At 64.7% G+C, this 20,180-nt stretch carries 24 protein-coding genes and 1 pseudogene; 2 read left to right on the top strand and 23 right to left on the bottom strand.

What is annotated here, in order from left to right:
* Positions 1-28 precede the first annotated feature (28 nt).
* The 8 genes from GV044_RS16290 to GV044_RS16265 are packed head-to-tail and all read right to left on the bottom strand — an operon-like array spanning position 29 to position 4,369.
* Positions 29-379 (bottom strand): DUF3768 domain-containing protein, encoded by a 351-nt coding sequence (locus GV044_RS16290; protein ID WP_201299139.1) that lies wholly within the window; start codon positions 377-379, stop codon positions 29-31.
* Positions 370-975: a hypothetical protein gene (locus GV044_RS22850; RefSeq protein WP_371741639.1), complete on the bottom strand. Its 606-nt coding sequence runs from the start codon at positions 973-975 to the stop codon at positions 370-372. Before GV044_RS22850 ends, GV044_RS16290 begins: the two co-directional genes overlap by 10 nt.
* Before the next feature lie 23 nt (positions 976-998).
* Positions 999-1,337, bottom strand: a complete 339-nt coding sequence (locus GV044_RS22845; protein ID WP_371741638.1) for a hypothetical protein — start codon at positions 1,335-1,337, stop codon at positions 999-1,001.
* Between the two features lie 24 nt (positions 1,338-1,361).
* On the bottom strand, positions 1,362-1,646 hold the full coding sequence (locus GV044_RS16280) for a hypothetical protein (protein ID WP_159872808.1): 285 nt from the start codon (positions 1,644-1,646) through the stop codon (positions 1,362-1,364).
* A 15-nt stretch (positions 1,647-1,661) separates the two neighbouring features.
* Entirely contained in the window at positions 1,662-2,207 is a 546-nt protein-coding gene (locus tag GV044_RS16275) for a hypothetical protein (RefSeq protein WP_159872806.1), read from the bottom strand.
* A gap of 52 nt (positions 2,208-2,259) precedes the next feature.
* Positions 2,260-3,069, bottom strand: a complete 810-nt coding sequence (locus tag GV044_RS16270) for a hypothetical protein (RefSeq protein WP_159872804.1) — start codon at positions 3,067-3,069, stop codon at positions 2,260-2,262.
* Positions 3,070-3,098: 29 nt separating this feature from the next.
* On the bottom strand, positions 3,099-3,272 hold the full coding sequence (locus GV044_RS22285; RefSeq protein WP_236555033.1) for a hypothetical protein: 174 nt from the start codon (positions 3,270-3,272) through the stop codon (positions 3,099-3,101).
* Positions 3,273-3,295: 23 nt separating this feature from the next.
* Complete coding sequence (locus GV044_RS16265) at positions 3,296-4,369, bottom strand: hypothetical protein (RefSeq protein ID WP_236555032.1); 1,074 nt, start codon at positions 4,367-4,369, stop codon at positions 3,296-3,298.
* Between the two features lie 166 nt (positions 4,370-4,535).
* Here GV044_RS16265 and GV044_RS16260 point away from each other — a divergent pair, with 166 nt between their 5' ends.
* Complete coding sequence (locus tag GV044_RS16260) at positions 4,536-5,027, top strand: hypothetical protein (RefSeq protein ID WP_159872802.1); 492 nt, start codon at positions 4,536-4,538, stop codon at positions 5,025-5,027.
* Here GV044_RS16260 and GV044_RS16255 read toward each other — a convergent pair.
* The 11 genes and pseudogenes from GV044_RS16255 to GV044_RS16205 all read right to left on the bottom strand — a co-directional run bounded on the left by GV044_RS16255 (position 5,024) and on the right by GV044_RS16205 (position 16,497).
* Complete coding sequence (locus GV044_RS16255; RefSeq protein WP_159872800.1) at positions 5,024-5,551, bottom strand: thermonuclease family protein; 528 nt, start codon at positions 5,549-5,551, stop codon at positions 5,024-5,026. The genes GV044_RS16260 and GV044_RS16255 overlap by 4 nt on opposite strands.
* Positions 5,548-5,763 carry a hypothetical protein gene (locus tag GV044_RS16250; RefSeq protein WP_159872798.1) on the bottom strand — a complete coding sequence of 72 codons (216 nt, stop codon included), beginning with the start codon at positions 5,761-5,763 and terminating at the stop codon, positions 5,548-5,550. Before GV044_RS16250 ends, GV044_RS16255 begins: the two co-directional genes overlap by 4 nt.
* Before the next feature lie 23 nt (positions 5,764-5,786).
* Entirely contained in the window at positions 5,787-6,407 is a 621-nt protein-coding gene (locus tag GV044_RS16245; RefSeq protein WP_159872796.1) for a hypothetical protein, read from the bottom strand.
* 33 nt (positions 6,408-6,440) lie between these two features.
* Entirely contained in the window at positions 6,441-7,427 is a 987-nt protein-coding gene (locus GV044_RS16240; RefSeq protein ID WP_159872794.1) for an ArdC family protein, read from the bottom strand.
* Positions 7,428-7,510: 83 nt separating this feature from the next.
* Positions 7,511-8,356 carry a hypothetical protein gene (locus GV044_RS22280; protein ID WP_236555036.1) on the bottom strand — a complete coding sequence of 282 codons (846 nt, stop codon included), beginning with the start codon at positions 8,354-8,356 and terminating at the stop codon, positions 7,511-7,513.
* 1,067 nt (positions 8,357-9,423) lie between these two features.
* Positions 9,424-9,663 (bottom strand): annotated as a pseudogene (locus GV044_RS22275) (ParB/Srx family N-terminal domain-containing protein); the annotation flags it as partial.
* Between the two features lie 138 nt (positions 9,664-9,801).
* A complete protein-coding gene (locus GV044_RS16225) occupies positions 9,802-14,010 on the bottom strand; it encodes a strawberry notch family protein (RefSeq protein ID WP_159872788.1) in 4,209 nt (1,402 codons plus the stop codon).
* Positions 14,011-14,075: 65 nt separating this feature from the next.
* Positions 14,076-14,909, bottom strand: a complete 834-nt coding sequence (locus GV044_RS16220) for a toprim domain-containing protein (protein ID WP_159872786.1) — start codon at positions 14,907-14,909, stop codon at positions 14,076-14,078.
* 210 nt (positions 14,910-15,119) lie between these two features.
* Entirely contained in the window at positions 15,120-15,395 is a 276-nt protein-coding gene (locus GV044_RS16215; RefSeq protein WP_159872784.1) for a chromosome partitioning protein ParB, read from the bottom strand.
* Positions 15,392-16,057: a ParA family protein gene (locus GV044_RS16210; RefSeq protein ID WP_159872782.1), complete on the bottom strand. Its 666-nt coding sequence runs from the start codon at positions 16,055-16,057 to the stop codon at positions 15,392-15,394. The genes GV044_RS16215 and GV044_RS16210 overlap by 4 nt, the downstream gene beginning before the upstream one ends.
* 269 nt (positions 16,058-16,326) lie before the next feature.
* The gene (locus GV044_RS16205; RefSeq protein ID WP_159872781.1) at positions 16,327-16,497 is read right to left on the bottom strand and encodes a hypothetical protein; all 171 of its coding nucleotides are present in this window, start codon (positions 16,495-16,497) and stop codon (positions 16,327-16,329) included.
* 378 nt (positions 16,498-16,875) lie between these two features.
* Here GV044_RS16205 and GV044_RS16200 point away from each other — a divergent pair, with 378 nt between their 5' ends.
* Positions 16,876-17,262 carry a lytic transglycosylase domain-containing protein gene (locus GV044_RS16200; protein ID WP_236555031.1) on the top strand — a complete coding sequence of 129 codons (387 nt, stop codon included), beginning with the start codon at positions 16,876-16,878 and terminating at the stop codon, positions 17,260-17,262.
* 5 nt (positions 17,263-17,267) lie between these two features.
* Here the strand turns inward: GV044_RS16200 and GV044_RS16195 are convergent, their stop codons facing one another.
* The 4 genes from GV044_RS16195 to GV044_RS16180 form a co-directional block, all read right to left on the bottom strand.
* A complete protein-coding gene (locus GV044_RS16195; protein ID WP_159872779.1) occupies positions 17,268-17,543 on the bottom strand; it encodes a hypothetical protein in 276 nt (91 codons plus the stop codon).
* A 64-nt stretch (positions 17,544-17,607) separates the two neighbouring features.
* Positions 17,608-18,969 carry a replication initiation protein RepC gene (gene repC / locus GV044_RS16190; protein ID WP_159872777.1) on the bottom strand — a complete coding sequence of 454 codons (1,362 nt, stop codon included), beginning with the start codon at positions 18,967-18,969 and terminating at the stop codon, positions 17,608-17,610.
* Between the two features lie 455 nt (positions 18,970-19,424).
* Positions 19,425-19,649: an antitoxin MazE-like protein gene (locus tag GV044_RS16185; protein ID WP_159872775.1), complete on the bottom strand. Its 225-nt coding sequence runs from the start codon at positions 19,647-19,649 to the stop codon at positions 19,425-19,427.
* 99 nt (positions 19,650-19,748) lie between these two features.
* Positions 19,749-20,087 (bottom strand): hypothetical protein, encoded by a 339-nt coding sequence (locus tag GV044_RS16180; RefSeq protein ID WP_159872773.1) that lies wholly within the window; start codon positions 20,085-20,087, stop codon positions 19,749-19,751.
* Positions 20,088-20,180 lie beyond the last annotated feature (93 nt).

Here is a 20,180-nt window from a genome sequence, read left to right as displayed (position 1 = left end):
CGGGGCGGTCAGCATCATGGTTGGTGGATTAGTAGTCCTCGGGCGCCATGATCGTGATGACGCGGCGCGTGACGGACGCATCGGCAGAATCTTCGGAGCCGTACTCGAGCGCCTCATCGTAGTAGTCGATTTTCATGAAGGCGCGGGTGCCGTTGACCTCGAAAACCGCGAAGTCGCGCTCGGGAGAGTCCGCGGCAAAGGTGCATTTGCGCATGGCTGCCATCGTGGCGGCCTGCGCGATCACATCGTTGACGCCGGTGCCATCGGAGAGCTTGCCTAGCAGGCCCGGGGTCATTCCGATCCGGGCGTGGCGGTCCAGGCCCAAGCGGGCGCGGTCGTTGAGGCGGGCAATGGCCTCGGTCTTGTCGATCACAGGCATGGTGCTGGCTCCTCGAAACGGGCGTGGAAGCGAGCGAGCCAGGTATCCAGCGTGGGCCTGGTCTCGATGGGATGGGATGCGGCGACGTCCTGGAACCGGACGAGCGCGGTCGGCGCAGTCCGCTCGATCTCGTCGATCTCGGCAGGATCGAGCAGGCGTTCGGCGCGGATGAAGTCGGTCATGCGGCCGGGCCGGGACTTCGTCGATCGGCGCCAGAGACCCTCAACGGTGCGAAGCCGCGGCGCAGCCTGGGCTTCGATCAGGACGATCATACGCAGCCAGTAGGGCGGTAGCGCGCGAACCTCTTCCTCCTTCATCGCAAGACAGAAGACGCACGAGCTTTTGACCGGGACCGGCAAGCCCTCCGCCCTGATGCTTGCGGTGCAAGCATCGCGATCCCAACCCCACGACTGCAGCGGATACTGGTTGTCGTAGAGCGGATCGTCGATCGTCGCGGCATGCTTGTAGCGCTGCGTGTCGCGGGGTGAGGCGTCGTAGCCGATCAGTCGGACAACCTTTTGACCGCGCGCCCATGCTGCGAGCGCAGGCGTCCAGGTGCGCAGGAAGGCGTCCTGTGGGGCGGCTTTGTATTTCAAGCTGCAGCTGTGGCGAGCGAAGCTTATACTCGGCAAACAGCCGTTCGTGAGCAGGCTTCCGGGTAGGTCTTGTACGCCGGGAAGTGCTTGAACCGCTTGGTGACGTAGCGGACCACTTCGTGGCGGATGCCGCGATCGGCCATCCAGCTGCGCATCATCTCGAGGTAGGCGTAGCTCTCCGGCTTCTCGGCGCCAGGATCGGCCGTGAGGACGAGATCGGGTGCCTGCCCGCGCGAGACGAGCTCGACCAGGAGGGCGGTGCTGTCGACGCCCATGCCGTAGCTAAGGACAACGGGTGCGCGCTCTGAATCGCAGGCGCGCGTCGGCGGATCGGCCATGAGGCCGATGACTGATGCTGGCATATCGAAGATCCTTTGGCGGGGCCGCTACTCGTAGCGGGGCTGCTCGGCAGGGAAGTGCGCAGGCGCGATCCGGTCGAACACCATCGCCTGGTGACGGCCGCCGTCGTAGGCGACCGAGCTGACCGGACGCTTGTCGCGCTGCAGGCGCGCAAGCAGCCTGTTGGCGCGCGTGGCGATCCGGTGGGCCTGCTCGAGCGACCGGGCGGTGGCGAGAGTGCGGGTGAGCTGCCCGCAATCGTACCACCAGCCACCTTCCTCGTGGCCTCCGAAGGCGCGATCGATCTCGTAGATGGCAATAACGTGGGCCATGGTCGTGCTCCTTGGTTATCGGATGATCGGCAAGGTGAGCCATTCGGGCTCATCGTCGGCGATCGGCAGGTCGAACTCGGCCGCCTCGGCGGGCGTGAAGACCGTGGCGTCGGCAAGTCGGCCGAAGCCTGCCTCGTTGTTCCAGAAGTCGAGACCATGCTCGGCGTCGCGCTTGGCGATGACGAGAGGCCGCAGATCCTCGTCCTGCGATCGGGCGGCCAGGATCTCGTTCCAGCGCTCGCTGAACGTCCCTTCGATTGTGACCGGGACCGGCAGTACCTCGGCATGGTCCGGCGTGCCGGTCATGCGGGTACGATGGTCGAGGCGCTCAAGCTCGATCCGCAGAGCGGCGTCATAGCCTTCGACGATGGCCTGGGCGGCGATCGCCGTTGCAAGCAGTGCGCGGATCTGGTCGGTGTGGCGCAGCAACTCGTCGAGGCAATCGGCGCCGCTGTCAGCGAAGGTCGAATGGTCGGGATCGCTCATGTCGATCACGCCGACTACGGATTGCAGGACCTCTATGACTTCGGCGGTGAAGCACGGGGGCTGAGGAAGGGACATCGGTAATCTCCAGTGGCGTCGTTGGACGCCCCGGCCCCTCCCCCTCCTCTCCTCAGCTCAGGCTCGCGAACATCGGGAGCAACGGGTGCGCTGCCGGCAGGACCTTGGGATAAGGCAGTCGCGGCAACGCGCGACCGTGCCGGCGTGCCTCGCGCGTAAGCTCGAAGCAGTAGGCGTAGAGGCCATCCTGGCGGTGCCGAACGAGCAGCCGCTCGCGCTGCATTCGATCGAGCCAGGCTGCGGGGTGCTCACCGACGCGCGGCGCCGGCAAGCCTGCGCGCACGAGCTGGTCGATCGCGCCGGCATGGCCGCAATCGAGCGCGCGGATCTTGGACAGTGTACGACCCGAGATCGTCGCGTCGCCAAGGCGCAGCACGGTCCTGGGGCGGGTGACCATTCTGTGGGCTCCGGAGAGGGCTTGATAGATCTTGCCGACGTGGCCGGCTTGCGGGTCCGAATAGGATACCACGGACGCGATTGCGGGTCGTTCCCGGCGCAGAGCGCGGAACGCGCGCGCGACGAACATCGTCTCGCCATTCTGGGGCACGCTGTCCGTCAGGATCAGGCGTGCCAGCACGGTGCCCCGTGTCGGATCCTTGAACCCGGTATGTGCGGTGATGACCGCATCGGTGGTCGGCCGCGCGAAGACGGCGACGCCTTGGAGCGTGGCGCCGCGGCCGAACAGTCCCACGGCAAGCTGGGCCGCCGGGTAGCTCGGCAAGTAGTGGTGCTGCGCAATGAACGCGGCGGCTAGGCGGTGTTCGATCACCTCCACCGAGTAGGCGCGGGGATCGACAACGTCGGTGTCGGTCGACCACATGGCGCGGCGATCGCGCCAGCGCTGGCTGCGCGTGGTATCCATGGCGATGTCCTTCGTGAGCGAGTGAGGCGCTAGAGCGCCAGCGCTGGGGCCATGTTGAGCCGCGTGGCGCCGCCGAAGGCGCGCAGCACGCGCTCCATTTCTGCCTTCACCCGGCCCTTGTTGGAGATCGCGACGTCGGGATCGAGTGGCGCACCGGTCGACGTGGCGTAGCCCGTCGCCGGCGCGCCGGTGTCCAGCGTCACGATGATGCGGCCGCCCTTCCCTGTCAGTGATGGCGCCTCGCGCGCGATGAACTCGCCGAGACGGCACTGAGGCCCTTGGCGCGCTTACCCCAGCGGATATGCCCCGCGCCCACGTTTTCGCCCGGAGCGACGCCGCGGCCGAGCCACAGACGCAAGTGCTGCCGCTGCTGCAGGGCGGTGTTTCGCGTGCGCTCCATGGCGCGGCAAAGTGGCAGCGCGCGTGCATGGGCATCGATGACGCGAAGGTAGTCGCCATCGGCAGCTACCAGGATATCCTCGATGTCGCGGCCGGCGATCAGGGCAGCGAGCTGCTCGCGTTGGTGCCGATCGGCGACTAGGGCGGCAGCCCGGGCGGCCGACAGGTCCTCGCCCTCACCAGGCTCGAGCGCGTCCAGTGCGATGAAGCCGCGGGAGGAAGTAAGCACGATGATCGACGATCGAGCTGCGTCCGGCACCGTTGCGAGCAAGGCGAGCGAGGACGCCGGCTGTTCGGCAATGATGAGAAGGCGGCGCGGCCAGGTCGCGGGTCGGTGAGCGTCGCTAGGCTTGGGCCAGCTGCTCGGCCCTGGGCGGCTCTTGGGGACCGATTGAACGGTGTCGGATGAACCCTGGTCCACTGGCGCGATCAGGCTGCGGCGTGCAGCGTCGAAGACGTCGGCCGGATTGCCCCCGCCATCGGCGAAGCCCTGCTCGTAGGCCACGAGGTTGTCCTCGACCCGGCGATAAGTCCAACCGGCCTGCGCGGCGTGCCAGCCCTCACTGTAGCGCACGGCGGCCATCCAGGCGTAGCCGTAGGTGTCACGACCACGGATGATGGCAAGGTCGGCAGCGCGATGGTCACCCGATGCGATCTTGGCTGTCATGAACGCGAAGTTCTTGGCCTCGTGCTCGCGAGCCGTCTGCGCGCGGATTGCCTCGGTGACCGGGCGCATGGCGGCGACCCGCTCGCGGGTGCGCGCCATGCGATCCTCGACCGGCGCCGATGCCGGCAGGTCGGGGAAGTCGCGCCAGGCTTGCGCCAACATCTCGGCGTGTTCGGGCGTGCGGCCGCGAGCGATCCAGGTGCTCGCCTCGGTGACGATGAAGGGTTCGGACATGCATACATCTCCTGTCGTCCGCTGGTCGGACTGCAGGTGCCCTCCCCCTCCTCTCCCGCCTGCCGGCGCGGCTGTTCAAGTCACGCGCAAGAAACAGGCAAGCACACGCCATAGTTGTTGACGGTGCTTTTGTTCACGGTACGTTCCAAATCAGAAGGAGCGTATGATGAAGCCAAGTCCCTATGTTGATCGTTTCGACCTCGATCTGATCCTGCGTGACGAAACTCTTGATCCCCTCAACTCGCCAATGCGGCGCGCGATCGCTGCGCTGTCGATCGGCGTCTCGCCCGAGGATGCCTACTACTCGACCCGCGAACTGCGCGAAGCGGTGTCGTGGGTCCATGAAGGCGAGACCGGTGGCAAGGCGCGGCTCGCCAGGATCCTTTCGACCGGCTGCGACGACTATCAGCGCTGCATCTACTACAGCCTCGCCGGTCGCGGCGTGGTGCGGATGATGGACGATCTGGAGTGGCTCGAAGACAAGCTGCTGCAGCGTGCCCAGCTGACCCGGCGCGTTTTCCGCGAGAAGCTGGCAACCATGCCGCTCATCAACCCCTACGTCTCGAACAAGCCCGATGGTCCGTTGGTCAGCGCTGAAGCGGACTTCGTCGAGGGGCCGTCCTGGTATCTCGATCCCGATATCGTCGGACCGTACTAAGACCTGGACCGCCTCTCGCAGGAGAGGCGGCTCCCTTTGCGCCACAGGCTCGGCATGATCCAGCGGCCTGAGTGGACGCCGCGTTTCGCAGCCTTGGCCTGCTCGTAGGCGCGTTCGTAGGCGTCGAGCCGCTCGGGATCATGCTGCAGGTATTGATCGAGCGGCGCGGCAAAGCCCACGCCGATCAGCGCCAGGCCGAGATCCTCTCCGTCGACGACAACCGTCGCGACCGGCCTGCCGTAAGTCTGCTCGCCGGTCATGGCGATCGTGGTCTCGCCCTTGTCGAGCATTCGCTCGGTGACCGCGGTCGCGACCTTGCCGCACTTCCAGCATCGCCCATCGCGCTCGCACTGTTGCCTACCCTCCACGGCATCGACGCCGAGAAGCCGGAAGTGGACCGCGACGGTATCGCCGTCCACCGGCTCGGCCGAAGCCTGGAGCGTGTTGGATGGGGCTGCGGTGCCCGACGCCTGATTACAGGCGGCAAGGGCAGCACAGCCAATGAGCAGCGCCAGACGGGTCATAAGATCACCAACTCGTGTTCGATCATCGCGGTCATCGGTGCCGCCACGTCGCGGGACGCCATGACGCGGAAGGGCTGCAGGGGGAAGTCGGTGCGCAGCACCGAGACGGCGGACATCGTTTCCTCGCAGACGCGAGTGGCGACACGATCGGCGTTTTCCCGGCTGCACAGCTGCGTGCGCAAGCGGGAGAGGCTTTCAGAGGGGACGGGCATGGTGGAGCCTTTCGAGCGGCGCATCAGGCGCGAGGCGGGAAAACGGCCGCGTGGACCTTGGTTTGGGGCATGAGCTGCCAGTCGCGTTCGTATAGCCGGCTCACTCGGTATCGAGCGCGCGTGTCGCGGCTGATGAGACGGACCTTCCGGCCGGCGCGTTCGACGACGAACTCCTGGCCTTCGTAGCCGTCCGTGAAGCGGATTGCCTCGGAGAACCGGATGATCCCACCTTCGGGCAGCTGGCGCTTGCGCTTGGCGATCCGGGCTCGGCAAGTTGCGCGCCATTCGATCGCGTTTTCATTGTCGGTGGGTCCGAGCAGGTCAAGGATCCGCTCCGGGCAGTTGCACTGGCTAATCCCCATCCTTTCCGACAGGTCCTTGTACCCGAAGTTTTCGTTGGTCGCCGAACGCGGAATCCACCGCACCATGCAGACGATCGCAAAGGCGGGACCTTCCACGCCACTCTCGATCGGCACAACGGCCGCGTAATATTCGGTGTTGCTGACGCACGCGGAAGCGAGGACCCGTTGACCGCGAACCCTGCCGTCGATCTCACGCGGCGCGCAGTTGAATTGATCGTCCAGGTATTCCTTGGGTGTGTTGAAGCGGCCCATTCCGGCGCGCGACATGTAGAGCCATCCCATGATGGTGATCCTTTTGTTGAGGTGATCTGATGGTCAGGCCGCGATCTGCGCGTCCTCGGCGGCCTCGTCGGTGACCTGGTCGCCGTCGTCTGCTTCGTCCGTTTCATCGGCGCCGGCCTGCTGCGGCTCAGAGAAAGCGGAGAGCCACTTGAACGCTTGCTCGGCCTTGGACGCGGCCGAGATGATCGCAGTCTTGTCGGCGCGAAGCACGCGCAGCCAGTGATCCAGGTAGCTCGCGTGATTGTCGATCAGCTCGTTCGGCAAGCCCAGGTGGGCGCCGACGAAACCGGCTGTCAGGTCCGCAACGAGCTCCTCCATCGCGTATGCGTCGTCGCCGAAGCGCTTGCCGAAAGTGCGTGCGAGCCGCGTCGAATGGCCGGTCGCGTGGGCCAGCTCGTGACCCTTCGTGCCAGCGTAGTGGTCGATCGACTTGAAGGCTCCAGGCAGCGGCAGCTGCACGAGGTCATGCGTGGGGCTGTAGTACGCGCGATCGCCGCCATGACGGATCTCGATCGGAATCGGCGAGAAGAACGCATCGATCGCGGCCTGGTGTTCGGACGGGGGCGGCGGCACCGGATCGCTGTGGACGTAGAAGTATCCCGGCAGTCCTTCGATCTGGTCGGCGTTGAACACCGCGTAGGAGCGCATGAAGCGGATAACGCGGTTGGTCTCCTCGCCAGTGGCGACGTCGGTTTCCGAGCGCTTCACGCTGTTGAAGTAGACGCTGGTGGACGCGCGTTCGCCGCGCGTGACCTGCCCGCCGAGTTCCTGCGCCTGCCGGTAGGTCATCCAATACGGGCTGCGGTAGCCGGCAGTGTCCGCGATCGCCCACAGGTAGATCGCGTTGATGCCGGTATAAGCGGAGCCCTGGTGGCACAGCGGACGGCCGCTGGCGCCAAGGCTGCGCCACGGGCGCTGCCACGGCGCGACGCCGGTCTCGAGCTTGCGGATGATGAGGTCGGTGATCTCCTGGGCGACGTGGCGGCGAGGAGCGGTGTTACGGCGAGCGAGCTTGGCCATGGGGTGTGCCTTTCACGAAAAAAGGCAGCCGGAGCGCGTGGCCCCGGCTGCTAGTCGATTGGAAGGTGTGTCGGGTTTGGCCGTCAGGCGGCGGCGAGATGGTCGTTCACCAGAGGGTCGCCGGCGCCCTCGCCCTCGGAGAACTCGCTTTCGAGCTCGTCGTCAGGGTTGGCTTCGCGATCCCCGTCGAGCAGCGCGTCGTCACCGAGTTCATCGGCACCGGGCTCCTCGGCACCGGGCTCCTCGTCATCTCCAAGGTCATCGTCACTCAGGCTGTCCAACGGGTCGGCCGTGGCCACCGCGGGTTCGAGGAACAGCATGGCGTTGGGCACCCAGGTGAGAGCGCGCTCGCGCACGTCCTCTTCGACGATCGCCTCGCCGGCGCACAGCTTCTCGCAGTTGGACGAGATGTCGGGCTTCTTGGCCGCGGCATAGCGGCTCGACAGGGTCGGTCCGCCAAGGTCGTGCAGGAGCTGCAGGAGACCGCCCTTCTGGATGCCGTCGAAGAAGTTGGCCGAGGTTGGACGCCACCAGGCCGCCACATCGATCTCGAGCAGCTGGCCGAGCCGGTTCTGCATCGGGTTCTGGCGCTGGTCGTAAGTCGGCTTCGCCTGCAGCGACATCGCCACCGAGTAGGCGTTCCAGGCACCCTTGGCGTCGTCGTCGAGCGCCCGGAAGGCGTCGAAGCGGGCGACATCGTCGTCGTGGTCGGTCCAGCTGCTGTCCAGCGCCTCATGCGCTTCGGCGAGAACCTCGCGAGCCTTGGTGACCGGCAGATCGCCCACGTTCGGATCTTCGAGGCGCCGGCAGCCGATCGTGGTGCCAAGGTACATGCTGCGCTTGTCGTCGACGATCGCGAAGATCGCGTAGTCGAGCGCGAGACCCGGATCGCGCAGCATGTTGGCGGCGAGGATGTCACGGCGCTGCACAGCGAGTTCGTCATAGAGACGGGCGCTGAGTGCCTTACCGCCAGGTGCGACGGCCTCGGGGCGCTTGGGCGTGGCGGTGTCACCACCGGAGCCGGACGGCGCCTGCGGCGCAGCAGGACGAGGTTGCCCTCTTCGTCGGCTTCGATGCGCAGCGGGGTCTCGGAGTAGTAGGTGGGCTCCAGCACCATCTCGCCTTCACGCGAGAGCTTGAGGATCATGCCAACCTGGCCCTTCCACTCGTCGGGCAGCACCGGCGTCGTGGTCGAGACGGCTTCAGCCTCCTCGGACAGCTTCTCGAACTCGGCCTCGAGCTCAGCGTAGCGGTCGTCGGAGAGGCCTTCGTCCTCCATCTCGGCGCTGATTTCCTCGTTGCGCGCGTGGATCTCGGCAAGCCGGGTCGCGGCTTCCTCGCTCAGCGGCGCGGGCGGCAGCTGGACGCGGTGGAGGTTCTCGCGCAGTTGCCAGGTGTCAGTCGAGGCGACCGGGCGGATCCAGGCCAGGCCGTTGGTCTCGGCAAGGCGCTTGGCTTCGGCTTCGAGGCGCTCACCGGCAAGCCGTTCGAGGATCTCGGGATCGCACCAGGTGTCCTCGGCCTTGTCGGTGAAGAGGTCGCGCTCGATGCGGCCGCCCTCGGCGACGTAGGCGTCTTCGCCGACCAGCAGCGCGATCGGATCCTTGCCGCTGACGCCGCCCTGGGCGATCGCGCGGCGGATCGAGTCAGCGGTGTTGCCGTAGCCGTAGCCGCCAGTGCCGTAGGTCTGGAAGACGCGCAGCTGCTTCTCATGGTTGTCGGTCGAAGCGTAAGCCTTGGCGAGATCGAGCGTGATCTTGCCTTCGGCGAGCGCGTCGAAGATCGGCTCGGCGAGCGCTGCGAGGCGCAGGCGGCCCTCGATGAAGCGGCGGGTCTGGCCGAACCGCTTGGCGACAGCGTCGATCGAGCCATCGGTGCCGATGAAGTGCTGGAACGCGCGGCACTCGTCGGCCGGCGTCATCGCCATACGCTGGAAGTTCTCGGCGAGCGAGGTCTCCGAGATGGCGGCTTCGTCGCCGGTGAAGACCAGGCAGGACACTTCCTGATCCTTGGTCCAGGCGCCGCGCTCGATGATGAGGTTCATGGCGCGCAGGCGGCGACCGCCAGCGATCACGTCGAACATGCCACGCTTCTTGGCCTTGGCGACGATCAGGTTCTGCAGGAGGCCGCGAGCCTCGATGTCGTGCGAGAGTTGGAGGTCGGCGGCAGGGTCGATGACCTTGCGCACGTTGCTGGCGGAAAGCTGAAGCTTGGCGAGAGAGATGGTCTCGAACATGGGATGAACTCCTTCCAATCACTCCGTCCACTTGCGGAGCCACCCTCCTCCATCCCCCTCTTCTCCGGGTGTCGGAGCTGCGGCCCGCGTGCGCGCGAGAGGTCCCGCACGCACGCGATCGCTGGCGTCATGCTGCGCTCATACTCCTGCCATCAGCTGCGGGATGATCGTGCCGGCCTGGTCGACCGGGATGAACAGGCGCGTCTTGTACTGGATGATCTCGGTGAAGCACCCGAGCGACTTGAACCACGGCAGCTGCGCCGCTGGGGCACCGATGATCTCCGTGCCGTTCTGGAGATTGACCCGGCTGCTGCGGATCGTGACCGGCCACGGTGTCGTGATCTCGATCTCACCGCCCTGCAGCACCGACGCCACCATCTCTTCGGGGGATAGCTTGGTGGTAGCATCGATCCCGAACTTCTTGAGCAGCTCGGGCACCTGATCTTCGTACACGAGGCGTCCAAGCCAGGACGCGCCCTCCCCGTCGACGATGCGATTGACCGCGAGGCTATGCTTCGAGAGTGCGGACCAGATTGGCAGGAGTAAGCCGGTCGCTACGCGGATCGTGCTGGTTTCAATCCGCGATCCGGCGTCCTGGGCTTCCTCCTCCCATTGCCGGCGGAACGTGGCCTCGTCGGTTAACTCCCAGGCAGATTCGGTGAGGTCTCGCGCCAGCTTGGTCTCGGTACGGGTCGGCCGCATGAGCGAGAACCGTTTCAGGACTTCCCCGGTCTCGAGCATCATCGAGCGGGTCCGCAGCCGCAGCGCGACCTTGCCCGACTTGGTGTTGCGCAGGAACGCGGCCCCCTCCTCGAACTCGGCGATGGCGAGAGCGCGGTCCAGATCCACGGGCTTGAGCCGCTTTTGCACCTCGAGCGTGATGAGGTGTGAGGTGGCTCCGGTGTGTGGATCAGTGCGCAGCACGGTGTCGTCGACCACACGCGCCTTTTCAACGAGGATGGTCTCTACGCCGATGTCGAGGGTCCCGGCTTGGCGTGCCGCGGCGATCCGGGTCTCAATGAGATCCAGGAACTCGTCGAAGATCGCGTTTTGGAGCGCAATCGGCAGCGCCAGCAAGCGGTTGAGGAAGCGCTGGATCGGCGGCAGTTCCTCGACGATGGCACCGTCCTCGCAGGTCAGCTTGAGACCGGTCCGGCGCTCGAAGTCATGCAAGTTGGTGCTGGTGAGCTTGCCGGCGACGAGCAGGTGGAACCAGGTCACGAGCGCGGCCTTGGCGTACTCGCTTTCGAGATTGTCGGCCGGGTCGAACAGATTCTGACCTCCGGTCTGGCGCTGGCCCCTGGTAAGCGCGCCAAGGCTGTCGAGGCGCCGCGCGATCGTGCTGGTGAAGCGGAGCTCGCCACGGCTGTTGGTCGTCAGCGGCGTGAACAGCGGCGCGCTGGCCTGGTGCGTGCGATGCGTGCGCCCAAGACCCTGGATGGCGCGATCGGCGCGCCAACCGGGTTCGAGCAGGAAGTGGACGCGCTGCTGCTGGTTCCTGGCATCGAGGCTGGCGTGGTAGGAGCGCCCGGTGCCGCCGGCGTCGCTGAAGACCAGGATGCGCTTGGTCCCTGCCATGAAGGCAGCCGCGTCGGCCTGTCCGGTGCGCGAGCTGCGCGATTCCACCTTCTGACCACCGCCCGGCACGTTGACGAGCCGCTTGGTGCGCCCTGTCACCTCGGCGACTGCGTCGGTGCCGAAGTGTTCGATGACCGCATCGAGCGCGGGGCGGATAGGCGGAAGCCCGCAGAGATGCTCGAGCAGTTCGGCCTTGGCGGCCTCGGCCTCGGGGTTGTGAACCGGGTGCCCTGCAGCGTCGTACATCGGCGCTGAGCGGACCGCGCCGGTCTCGTCGGTGTACGGTTCCATTTGCTGCGTCGGGAACGCGCGATCGAGGTAGTCGATGACATATTCCCTCGGCGACAAGTCTATGTCCAGGTCGGCGCGTTCCTCGGCCGAGAGCTGGCCAAGGCGCCTGTCGAGGATGCTTTCGGCTGTCGTTACGAGCTGGATGACGATCGACTTGTCGGCGGCCAGGTGCTCCTCCATCGCCCGGATCAGCGTCGGGATCTTCATGCCCAGCAACAGCTGGCCGAAGAACCTTTGCTTGCAGCTCTCGAAGCGCGACCGAGCGGCCGCCATGGCGCCGGTGTTGAGGGTCTTGCCTTCGAGCTCGTCGACCACTCCGGTCAGCTCCAGAGCGTGCTCCAGGTTCTGGTGGATCACCATCCACGCATCGGCATAGGAGTCGTAGATCTCGATCTGGTCAGCCGTGAGGTCGTGCTTGAGGATGTCGTACTCGACGCCGGCGAAGCTGAGCGCGCGTGCAGCGTAGAGGCCGGTGGCTTTGAGATCGCGGGCGACGAGCTCCATAGCGGCAACGCCGCCTGAGCGGATGTCGGAGATGAACTGCTCGCGATCGGCAAATGAGGTTCCCGGACCCCACAGACCGAGCCGCACCGCATAAGCGAGATTGTTGACGTCGGAGGCGCCAGTGGCGGAAGCGTAGAGCACGCGGGCGTCCGGCAAGTGGTTTTGCAGCAGCACACCGCAGATCCCTTGCTGCGATCCGGCCTTGGCGCCCAGAGCACCCTCCTCACCAGCGACGCCGCCCATCTCGTGCGCTTCGTCGAATCCGATCACGCCCTCGAAGTCCGGTCCAGCCCAATCGAGGATCTGCTTGAGCCGGGTGGTGTCCTGGCGCTGCGAGCGGAGCGTCGGATAGGTGACGAACAGGATGCCTTCGCTGAGCTTTAGCGGTTCGTCGATCTTCCAGTCCGAAAGCGGCTGCACGTCGCCGGAAAGGCCGCCCAGAGCGGTCCAATCACGCCTTGCATCCTCGATTAGCTCGGCGTTCTTCGAAACCCAGATGGCACGGCGCCGTCCCTGCAGCCAGTTGTCCAGAATGCAGCTGGCGATCTGGCGGCCCTTCCCTGCCCCCGTGCCATCGCCCAGGAAGTAGCCCTTGCGGTAGGCGCGGCCATGCTCGGACAGCTCCAGGCCAACGCCCTTCTTCTCGGGCACGAACTTGCCAGGAAGCCATTGCTCCCACGCGCTGCCGGCGTAGACCACCGTTTCGAGCTGCGGCTCGGACAGCATGCGCTCGGTGACGATGCGCTGGTGAAGGCGCGGAATGTGAGTGGGTTTGGGCGCTGCGATCGAACCCATCGCCACCGATTCCACCAGCGGGGTCGGGTGCTCACCGGCTGCGGCGAAGTCGATCCGGCTTGGCCGATAGGGCAAGTAGACGCCGACCTGGTCGCCGAGCGGGCGCGCCGCGTCGAGCGCCACGTAGCTGACCGGAAGGACCTCGTTGACGACAGCAGTGCGGACGACCGTCTGGGCGGCTTGGCCAGTGGAGCGGACAGCTTTGAACAGTGATGTGCTGCGCTTGGGTGCGATCGTGGCGACGGGCGGGTTGGATGGCTTGGTGCGCGGCACGATCGTCACCGCCGCGGCCGCCTCGAGCAGCGTGGCACGCTGGATGGTGACAGGCATGATGTGGCCCGGCTTTTTGTCGATGACGTAGAGGCGCACGGCGATCCCGGTGCCGTGCTTCTCGAAGCAGCGTTCGATTCGGACCGACGTTTGCGCGGTGGTGTCGCGCAAGGCAGCCTCGTAGACCTCCTTCATGCGGGGGCTGGAGGCGAACCAGTCAGGCATGACGGCAACGACGCGGCCACCGGGCGCCAGGCGGCGGATCGCGGCCTGCAGGTGCCGTGCGGCGGCGTTCTGGTCGGCGCCTCGGCCGTAGGAGCGCGAGAACGGCGGATTCATGAGGATCAGCGTTGGCCGCTGCATGTGCGCCATGGTGCTCGCAAGCGCCGCTCCATCGTAGCCGGAAATGGCGGCCGACGGGAACGACGGACCAAGGTGGCGGCGCCGGCCCTCGTCGAGCTCGTTGAGCTGCAGGGCATGGACACGCGGGAGCTGGGCGACAAGCAGGCCATTGCCGGCGCTGGGCTCCAGGACGACATCCTCGGGCGTGGCCTGAGCCAGGACCACGGCGAGCGCGGCTAGATCCACCGGCGTCGAGAACTGCTGCCATGCAATCTGGTCTTCGCTGCGCACGGTCTGTGTGGGCAGCATCTGGAGCAGCTGGTGGCGGCTCGCGACCTCGCCGAGCGAAGCCGGCGCCGCAAGCGTCTGCAGGTGACGAACCAGGCCACGCTCGAGGAGCTCGAAGCTGTCCCGCTGGGTCCAGGCGCCGGCCGCGTCAGTGGTGCCGCATACCTTGGTCATCACCGCGTTGAGCAGCTTGCGGTCGATCGTGCCGGCAGCAATGGCCTCGGCGATCGTGTCCTCGCCGGTGTCGATTGCGGCCATGTTGGAGAAAAGGTCAGTCATGGGGATCTCCTGATGCGTCCGGTCGTCCGGACCACATCATCCCCTCCCCCTCTTCTCCGGCAGCCTCACACCTCCATCGGAACCGCTGCCCAGTCCTCGTGCGGGTGCGGGCTATGCCGCCAGACTCTGAAGCCCTGGTCACGGTAAACCTGAGCCGCACGGCCGGCTGTCCGGTCACCCTCAGGGTCGTTGTCCTGAGCGATAATGATCGTTTGGACCTGCTTGGGTATGGCGAGGAGGTGCAGTCTCGAATTGCCGAGCGCTGCCCAAGCGGGAACCCCGGTGATTCGCATGTAGCAAGCCGCGTCCTCGAAGCCTTCGGCAATCGCCAGGGTGTCGGTCGGCACCGATCCTTGCCATGCTGCTGCGCCGGGATTTCCGAGCATCAGCTTTTCGGTGTATCTGGCGGTCGTCGGATCGAGGAAGATCCGCTGCAGGGCGCGCAGCGCCCTGCCCTCACGCACTGCCACCAGCACCGCGGGCTTGAACACGGCATGCGGGCTGCGGCCCTTTGGACAAAGGGGGTGGTAGCGGACCTCCGGGCAGTTCGCGGGGATCCAGCGTCCGATCAGGTATTTCTCTCCTAGAGTGCCGGCAATCGGAACGCCTGCTTCCCAGATCCTGTCGAGGTTGGCGGCCCGGAGGGGCGCCGGCCTTTCGCGGAACTCATAGCTCTGATCGGGCTTGATCCCGTCGAGCTCTCGCAAGATTGTCTGGGAATCGCAGCCGGCGAAGCAGTGGACTAGGATGCCACGGTCACCCTGTCGCAAGGACAAGCTTGGGGTTTGATCCTGGTGCACCGGGCAGCGGCACATCGCCGAGTAGCCGTGCCACTTGCCGCCAAGCGCGCCGACAAGATCGATGAGCCGTTGAGAGGGCCGGTTGGTGGTAATCGACATAGCTCTATCCTCCTGCCGATCGCCCCCCCCCCGCTTCTCTCCAACTCACCGGTCCGTCGCCTACAGAACGGCTTCCGCACGTACCGACTTTCGGAATACCAGATTATCGAAATTACCGGATTTGCCGATTTACCCGGTTACCACAACAACCGGATTAGAAGACTAATCCGGTTAACGGAATTATCGGGTAAAACCTCTTACCAGGTGATCTCACTTACCGGATTTGTAAGCCTTCCAAGCCTCCTCGATTATAACCCCCTGCGTGACGCCGCGGGCGGCAGCGGCCGCAGCGATCTCGTCCTGAACATCGGGCATCACCTTCGCATGGATCTGACCTGTTCGCGGACTCGGTCGCCGGCCACGTCGGGATGCCGGTTCTCGCGAAACAAAGCCCGCAGCCTCGCCCGCGTTGTCGATAGCTTTCTCGGCAGCTCGCGTGATGGGCTTTGGCTTCGACGAAAGCTTGATTGCGAAGTCGTCGCTCATGAATCGTCTCCATCAGTAAGTCGCGTGATAACCGCTCTTGCAAACCCGGACGCATTCTCCTTGGCCGCATCGAGATTGCCTTGCACCGGCATCGAATGCAGATCGCCACCGTAGGCGAAGAGGCTGGAGAATGCCGCCCGTTCCATCAGCTCGGGCTCGATGATGTCGACCCCTTGCTCCCGGAGCGACTTCGCTATGCCGCTATGTTGCTTCGATCGGACCGCTTTGGTCATCGTGAAAACAATGGCATGAGGAATCCGGCGCCCGAGCGCCTCCTCCTCCTCTTGGATCACCTGCAGCGCCCGGGATCCGACCGTCGCATCGAGAGTGGTCCCGCGCATAGGCGTTATGACGAGGTCGGCCTGGGATATAGCGCGCGACAGGAGGCGCGATGCGACGCCTTCCGGGTCTACAATCACGACATTGCCGTCCACGTCGTGCTTCTGGATCAGCTTGATGATCTGACCTTCCGTGACGTCATTGATGACGGCGATGCGCTCGGGCAGGGGGCCAGCTGAGGACCAAAGCGTCAGCGACCGGTTGGGGTCGCAGTCTAGCATTGTCACGTTTAGGCCAAGCCGGGCGAACTCAGTGCCGAGCAGGACGGCGCCGGTGCTTTTGCCGCAGCCTCCTTTTGAAGATGCAAACACGATCGTAGGCATGTGCCACCCCTGACTAGCTTTTAGCGCTCTCGGCTGATTACCGGATAAATGTAATTATCCGGCACATACCTGGTAAGCGGACTAACCGGGTATGTGCCATTACCCGGTAAGATGGTCAACCGGATTAGTCAACTTACCCGGTAAATTGTTTAATCCGGTAAAAAGGCGCACCAGTTATTCGACGCCCTTAAGCTTGGTCCGTCGCAGGTCAGCGAACATGGCGCCGTGCAAGGTGCCGTGACGGGTGCGGTTGACGGGCAGCGCGGCATTCAAAACATTGATGTTGCGCCCGCTTCGGTATAGAAGGCCCCCGCGATATCCAAACCAAGCGCCTCAAACTCGAAGGTGCTTGAAATGAAAATCTCCATACTCGTCGCTGTTGCTGCAGCGGCCGTTCCATGCGCAGTCGAGGCTCGAACTGCTGTCTTGCTTGATTTCACGCAAGTGGCACAGTCGGCGCCGATCGGTAGCGCATCAGAGATAGAGGGTGATCCCGAACCCGGGCCTGCTGTCGAACGAGCGCTAGGCTCATTCATGGCACAGACCCCGGAGCAGGAAGGGATCGATTCGCAGATCGAACCTTTGCCCACTGCTGAGATTGCCGTTCCAGGTTGGATGAGAGGGAGGACCCGTCGGGTGGCTAGCATCGCTGCGGCTGCTTCGCCTTTTCCGGCAATAGCGGAGGGCTGTACTTGGGAGCCGTACCGTCCAAATCCCCGCCTGAAGATCGACACGGAGCGCCGCCGTGCCGAGTATTATGGCCTGGTCGCCGCGGCGGCTTGCGAGGCCGGGGTTCCGACGCATCTTCTGATGCGCTCGTGGTTCAGGAGAGCCGCTACAATCCCGCAGCGAGGAGCCCGAAAGGCGCGATCGGGATGTCCCAGCTGATGCCGGGAACGGCTCGCCAGTTAGGCGTCGCGAACCCATGGAACGTCCTGGAGAACTTGCGGGGAGGGGCTCGCTACCTCCGAGCGCAACTCGACGAGTTCAAGCGGTATGACCTGGCGCTCGGTGCCTACAACGCCGGTCCAGGCAGGATCCGGCAGTATGGACGTGTGCCGGCTTTTCGCGAGACCCTTGGCTACGTGAGCACAATCCTGCAGGACGTGCGGTGGGCGATAGCACAAGGCCCGATTGTGCCCGTCGCCAGCTCGGGCCTGGCGGGCCGCCCCACAACCCGCACGGCAATGCTCGCACAGTTCTGAGCTGGTTAGACGTTGCCCAGTACGGCGAAGCCCAGGTGGTGGGCAAACAGGCCGGCGCCGACGAGGATGACGGGCATGCCGCGCAGGTAGTTGACCTGCCAGCGTAGCCAGAGCCGGGGAAGGGCAAGGGTGTAGTCTAAGCGCGAGGCCAGGGCAGGGCGCCACGTTCCCGACCTGAGTTCGTATGCCGTTTGCAGCACAGCGCCCGTTGCGCACAGCGCCGCGAAGATGCCGACGCCGAGATAGAGCGCGATCCAGGCCGAGAGAGCTTCTTGGTTCATGAGCGCGGTCTACCATGCCGGGTTTTCTACATGATAAACAGCACCACAGGGATTTCCGTTGCAATCACCCATCGAGGCACACCGTCAGATCAGTGCTGCCGGCCTTTCTGGATAGCTCCCGGCGGCCGAAGATGGTGTGACCCAGGTTCAGATCCTTCTCGCGGCCACGCTTCATCAATCCGCGCAAGTAGACCTCTGGCGTGCGGCGTATTTGGCCATCGGCTGAGTGTTGGCCGGTGACCAAAAGCGCCATCACGGCAGCTTCTAGGCCCATCGTTGCGATAGCGCGCTCGATGAGTCCGAGACTGCCGATCCCGATCAGCCGCGCCAGCGTCATAGCCGCGGGCCTCAGATATCGGGCATCGATCTGAATCATCCCTCGCGTGAATGGGAAAAGCTCCGGGACCTCTGACCACTCGAAGCCCGTCCTCGAAATCCCGAACTCGTCGCTCTCGCATTGAGCCGGAGCAGGGGGGAGGGCGCTCTCATTTCCGCTACGGTCCCCTGGATCGCCACTACAAGAACCATGTGAGTCATAAGTCTCACTGTATATGTGGGGGGTGGTTTCCCCCCCTAGCGGGTCGATTTCCACTCCCGCGGAGCTGTCGGCGCACGGGAGAATCTGGCCCTGAACACGCGCCTCTAGCCTGGCAAGCAACGCTTCCGCATCGTCCAGGACGGCGCGCTTCCGTTCGAGGCCGCCCTTCTTGGCGTTGTGTGACCGCTCGTTGATCGATTTGATCTCCTGCTCGGCCTCACGCGTCCATTCGGCCCCCGCGAAGGGTGCGAGGAGCCCGCGTGCCTCGTTGAGCGTGGCGGCGATCTGCCGGGGGAGGGCGATATGCTGCTCTACCAGATGCTCTTCGTAGCTCGCGATAAGCTCGAGGCTTTCCAGAAGGACGATGGCCGGCGCGATCGCGAAGCCGCTGGCCTCGATCATCTCGTGATCTTGCCCTTTGTTCAGCACCTTAAAGTAGCGATGGCCGTTACCGCGCCGCTTATGCGGTGCAATCAGGCCATGTCTGATGAGGGGCTTCAATGCTTCTGCAGGATCTCGACCGCCAAGACGTCGCGCGATCTCGCTGTTTCTGGCGCCGACGATCGGACCTGTTGCGGAGGCCCAATCCTGCTCGCGGGCGCACATCAGGACGAGCTGGCGCAGCGTGGCGATCTGCTTGCGGGTGATCCCGGCAGATGTCGATCCATTCTCTAGGCGGCGTAGAACCTGAAGGACCGCGCGGCGAATGTCGCGGCCGGCTGCGGTTCGGTGTGCCAGCGTTGAGGGCTGTCCGAAGCGCTCCTGCAGCAAACGCCGGCAGTGACGCTCCCAATCGGCGATCGCGGCAGCGTCCTCCAGGATGGGAAGGCCGTTGCCGTCAAACTCGATAGGGACACGAACCGACTGCAGGAGTCGGCCGAGCTGCACGGCATCTCCGAACGTGCTGCTCGCACGTCGGTCCTGGCCGGATCGGCAGGTTATAGGCATTCATTCGCTCCCTCGCATGCGAGGAGCGGGCAAGACGCTGAGCGCAGCAGTCCTCAGCCGCGGAATCGCGGTCTAAGCTTGCAACATGTCGGGTGAGCGCCTAAAACGGCGGTGCAAGATATTGCTCACCCTCCGGGGGCCCGGCCTTTGGCCGGGTTTTTTTTCGTCTTGGCTCCGCTTCCTCCGTGTACTTCGTGTGCTCAAACGTGCCGCACGGCAGGCCGTGCAGCGTCCAGGTTTGACGATCGCGAAAGGCACAGGTGTCCTGTGCGCAAAATCGCTTGCGCCAAAATTCATCTGTCGCTAGGGAGAAGGGGTGATTACATCCCGTCTCGCGGGGGTTTCCTCCCTAGCGACACAATCAAAAAGGCTCGGCGCCAACCGAGCCTTTTTTGTTATATGCGCAGCTCGGGCTGGTCTGGGTGGTGTTGCGCACCCGTCATCGGCTTGAGATTGCGGATCAGTCTGGTGAACAGCTCGGCTCTGGACTCGTAGCCAAGCTCCTCCTTAATAGTGTCGATGCGTTCGATCTCCTGCTCTGGAAGCCAGAGCTCGATCGGGCGATATCCCTCGCGGCGCAGGCGCTGGCGCTGGTCGGCCCGCTGCTTTGTGTTAGCCATCCAGCCTGCTCCTCAGTTCTCGGGGACTAGTCCCCTTCAGGCCCATGCGAGTGAATCGCGGGAACTTAGGTGCTAGAGGTAAATTGGATCGCTGACAATTCATTCGAACGCTGTGCGCGGAGCTTGCTCCACAACCTGGTTATGTTTGATGACGTCCTGCACGAGCCGTCGCGCGAGGGACTTGCACAGGTTAGACTTGAGTGAGCCGAAGTCACCGCTGAGAGCCGGCCCTGCTTCGTCTAGATGATGTGCTATTTCGGGCATAAGCGCCGTCATGAACGTGCAATGGCCGTCGTAGTAGGACTCGGGCTTACCAAAGACATCCGCGCATAAGTACGCGTGTACCGTGTCGATCTGGAGATGCTCCGCCACCAGAGGGGACACGAGTGGCCGCAATTCCGCGAGGATCGGCTGTGTTTTCTCGTTCGCGACAGGCATGAAATCTGACCCGGGTGTTCCGCATATGTTCCTCTAATACAGCTTACCGGTCAAGGGTTCCTGACCTCGGGGCAGTCATCCAGTGCGAACAAC

Origin of the sequence: Novosphingobium sp. 9U, from assembly GCF_902506425.1 — a bacterium.
Classification (GTDB): Bacteria; Pseudomonadota; Alphaproteobacteria; order Sphingomonadales; family Sphingomonadaceae; genus Novosphingobium.
The sequence above is the reverse complement of the archived record's forward strand: the minus strand, read 5'-3'. Positions and strand labels throughout refer to the sequence as shown.

Excerpts from the sequence above, each read along its gene's own strand:
- GV044_RS16215 (WP_159872784.1), bottom strand. The coding sequence starts at position 15,395 with ATGAGCGACGACTTCGCAATCAAGCTTTCGTCGAAGCCAAAGCCCATC.
- GV044_RS16240 (WP_159872794.1), bottom strand. The coding sequence starts at position 7,427 with ATGGCCAAGCTCGCTCGCCGTAACACCGCTCCTCGCCGCCACGTCGCC.
- GV044_RS16225 (WP_159872788.1), bottom strand. The coding sequence starts at position 14,010 with ATGACTGACCTTTTCTCCAACATGGCCGCAATCGACACCGGCGAGGAC.
- GV044_RS16275 (WP_159872806.1), bottom strand. The coding sequence starts at position 2,207 with ATGTCCCTTCCTCAGCCCCCGTGCTTCACCGCCGAAGTCATAGAGGTC.
- GV044_RS16185 (WP_159872775.1), bottom strand. The coding sequence starts at position 19,649 with ATGGCTAACACAAAGCAGCGGGCCGACCAGCGCCAGCGCCTGCGCCGC.
- GV044_RS16250 (WP_159872798.1), bottom strand. The coding sequence starts at position 5,763 with ATGCCCGTCCCCTCTGAAAGCCTCTCCCGCTTGCGCACGCAGCTGTGC.
- GV044_RS16260 (WP_159872802.1), top strand. The coding sequence starts at position 4,536 with ATGAAGCCAAGTCCCTATGTTGATCGTTTCGACCTCGATCTGATCCTG.
- GV044_RS16220 (WP_159872786.1), bottom strand. The coding sequence starts at position 14,909 with ATGTCGATTACCACCAACCGGCCCTCTCAACGGCTCATCGATCTTGTC.
- GV044_RS16210 (WP_159872782.1), bottom strand. The coding sequence starts at position 16,057 with ATGCCTACGATCGTGTTTGCATCTTCAAAAGGAGGCTGCGGCAAAAGC.
- GV044_RS16265 (WP_236555032.1), bottom strand. The coding sequence starts at position 4,369 with ATGTCCGAACCCTTCATCGTCACCGAGGCGAGCACCTGGATCGCTCGC.
- GV044_RS16290 (WP_201299139.1), bottom strand. The coding sequence starts at position 379 with ATGCCTGTGATCGACAAGACCGAGGCCATTGCCCGCCTCAACGACCGC.
- GV044_RS16280 (WP_159872808.1), bottom strand. The coding sequence starts at position 1,646 with ATGGCCCACGTTATTGCCATCTACGAGATCGATCGCGCCTTCGGAGGC.
- GV044_RS16270 (WP_159872804.1), bottom strand. The coding sequence starts at position 3,069 with ATGGATACCACGCGCAGCCAGCGCTGGCGCGATCGCCGCGCCATGTGG.
- GV044_RS16180 (WP_159872773.1), bottom strand. The coding sequence starts at position 20,087 with ATGCCTGTCGCGAACGAGAAAACACAGCCGATCCTCGCGGAATTGCGG.
- GV044_RS16255 (WP_159872800.1), bottom strand. The coding sequence starts at position 5,551 with ATGACCCGTCTGGCGCTGCTCATTGGCTGTGCTGCCCTTGCCGCCTGT.
- GV044_RS22845 (WP_371741638.1), bottom strand. The coding sequence starts at position 1,337 with ATGCCAGCATCAGTCATCGGCCTCATGGCCGATCCGCCGACGCGCGCC.
- GV044_RS16195 (WP_159872779.1), bottom strand. The coding sequence starts at position 17,543 with ATGAACCAAGAAGCTCTCTCGGCCTGGATCGCGCTCTATCTCGGCGTC.
- GV044_RS16245 (WP_159872796.1), bottom strand. The coding sequence starts at position 6,407 with ATGGGATGGCTCTACATGTCGCGCGCCGGAATGGGCCGCTTCAACACA.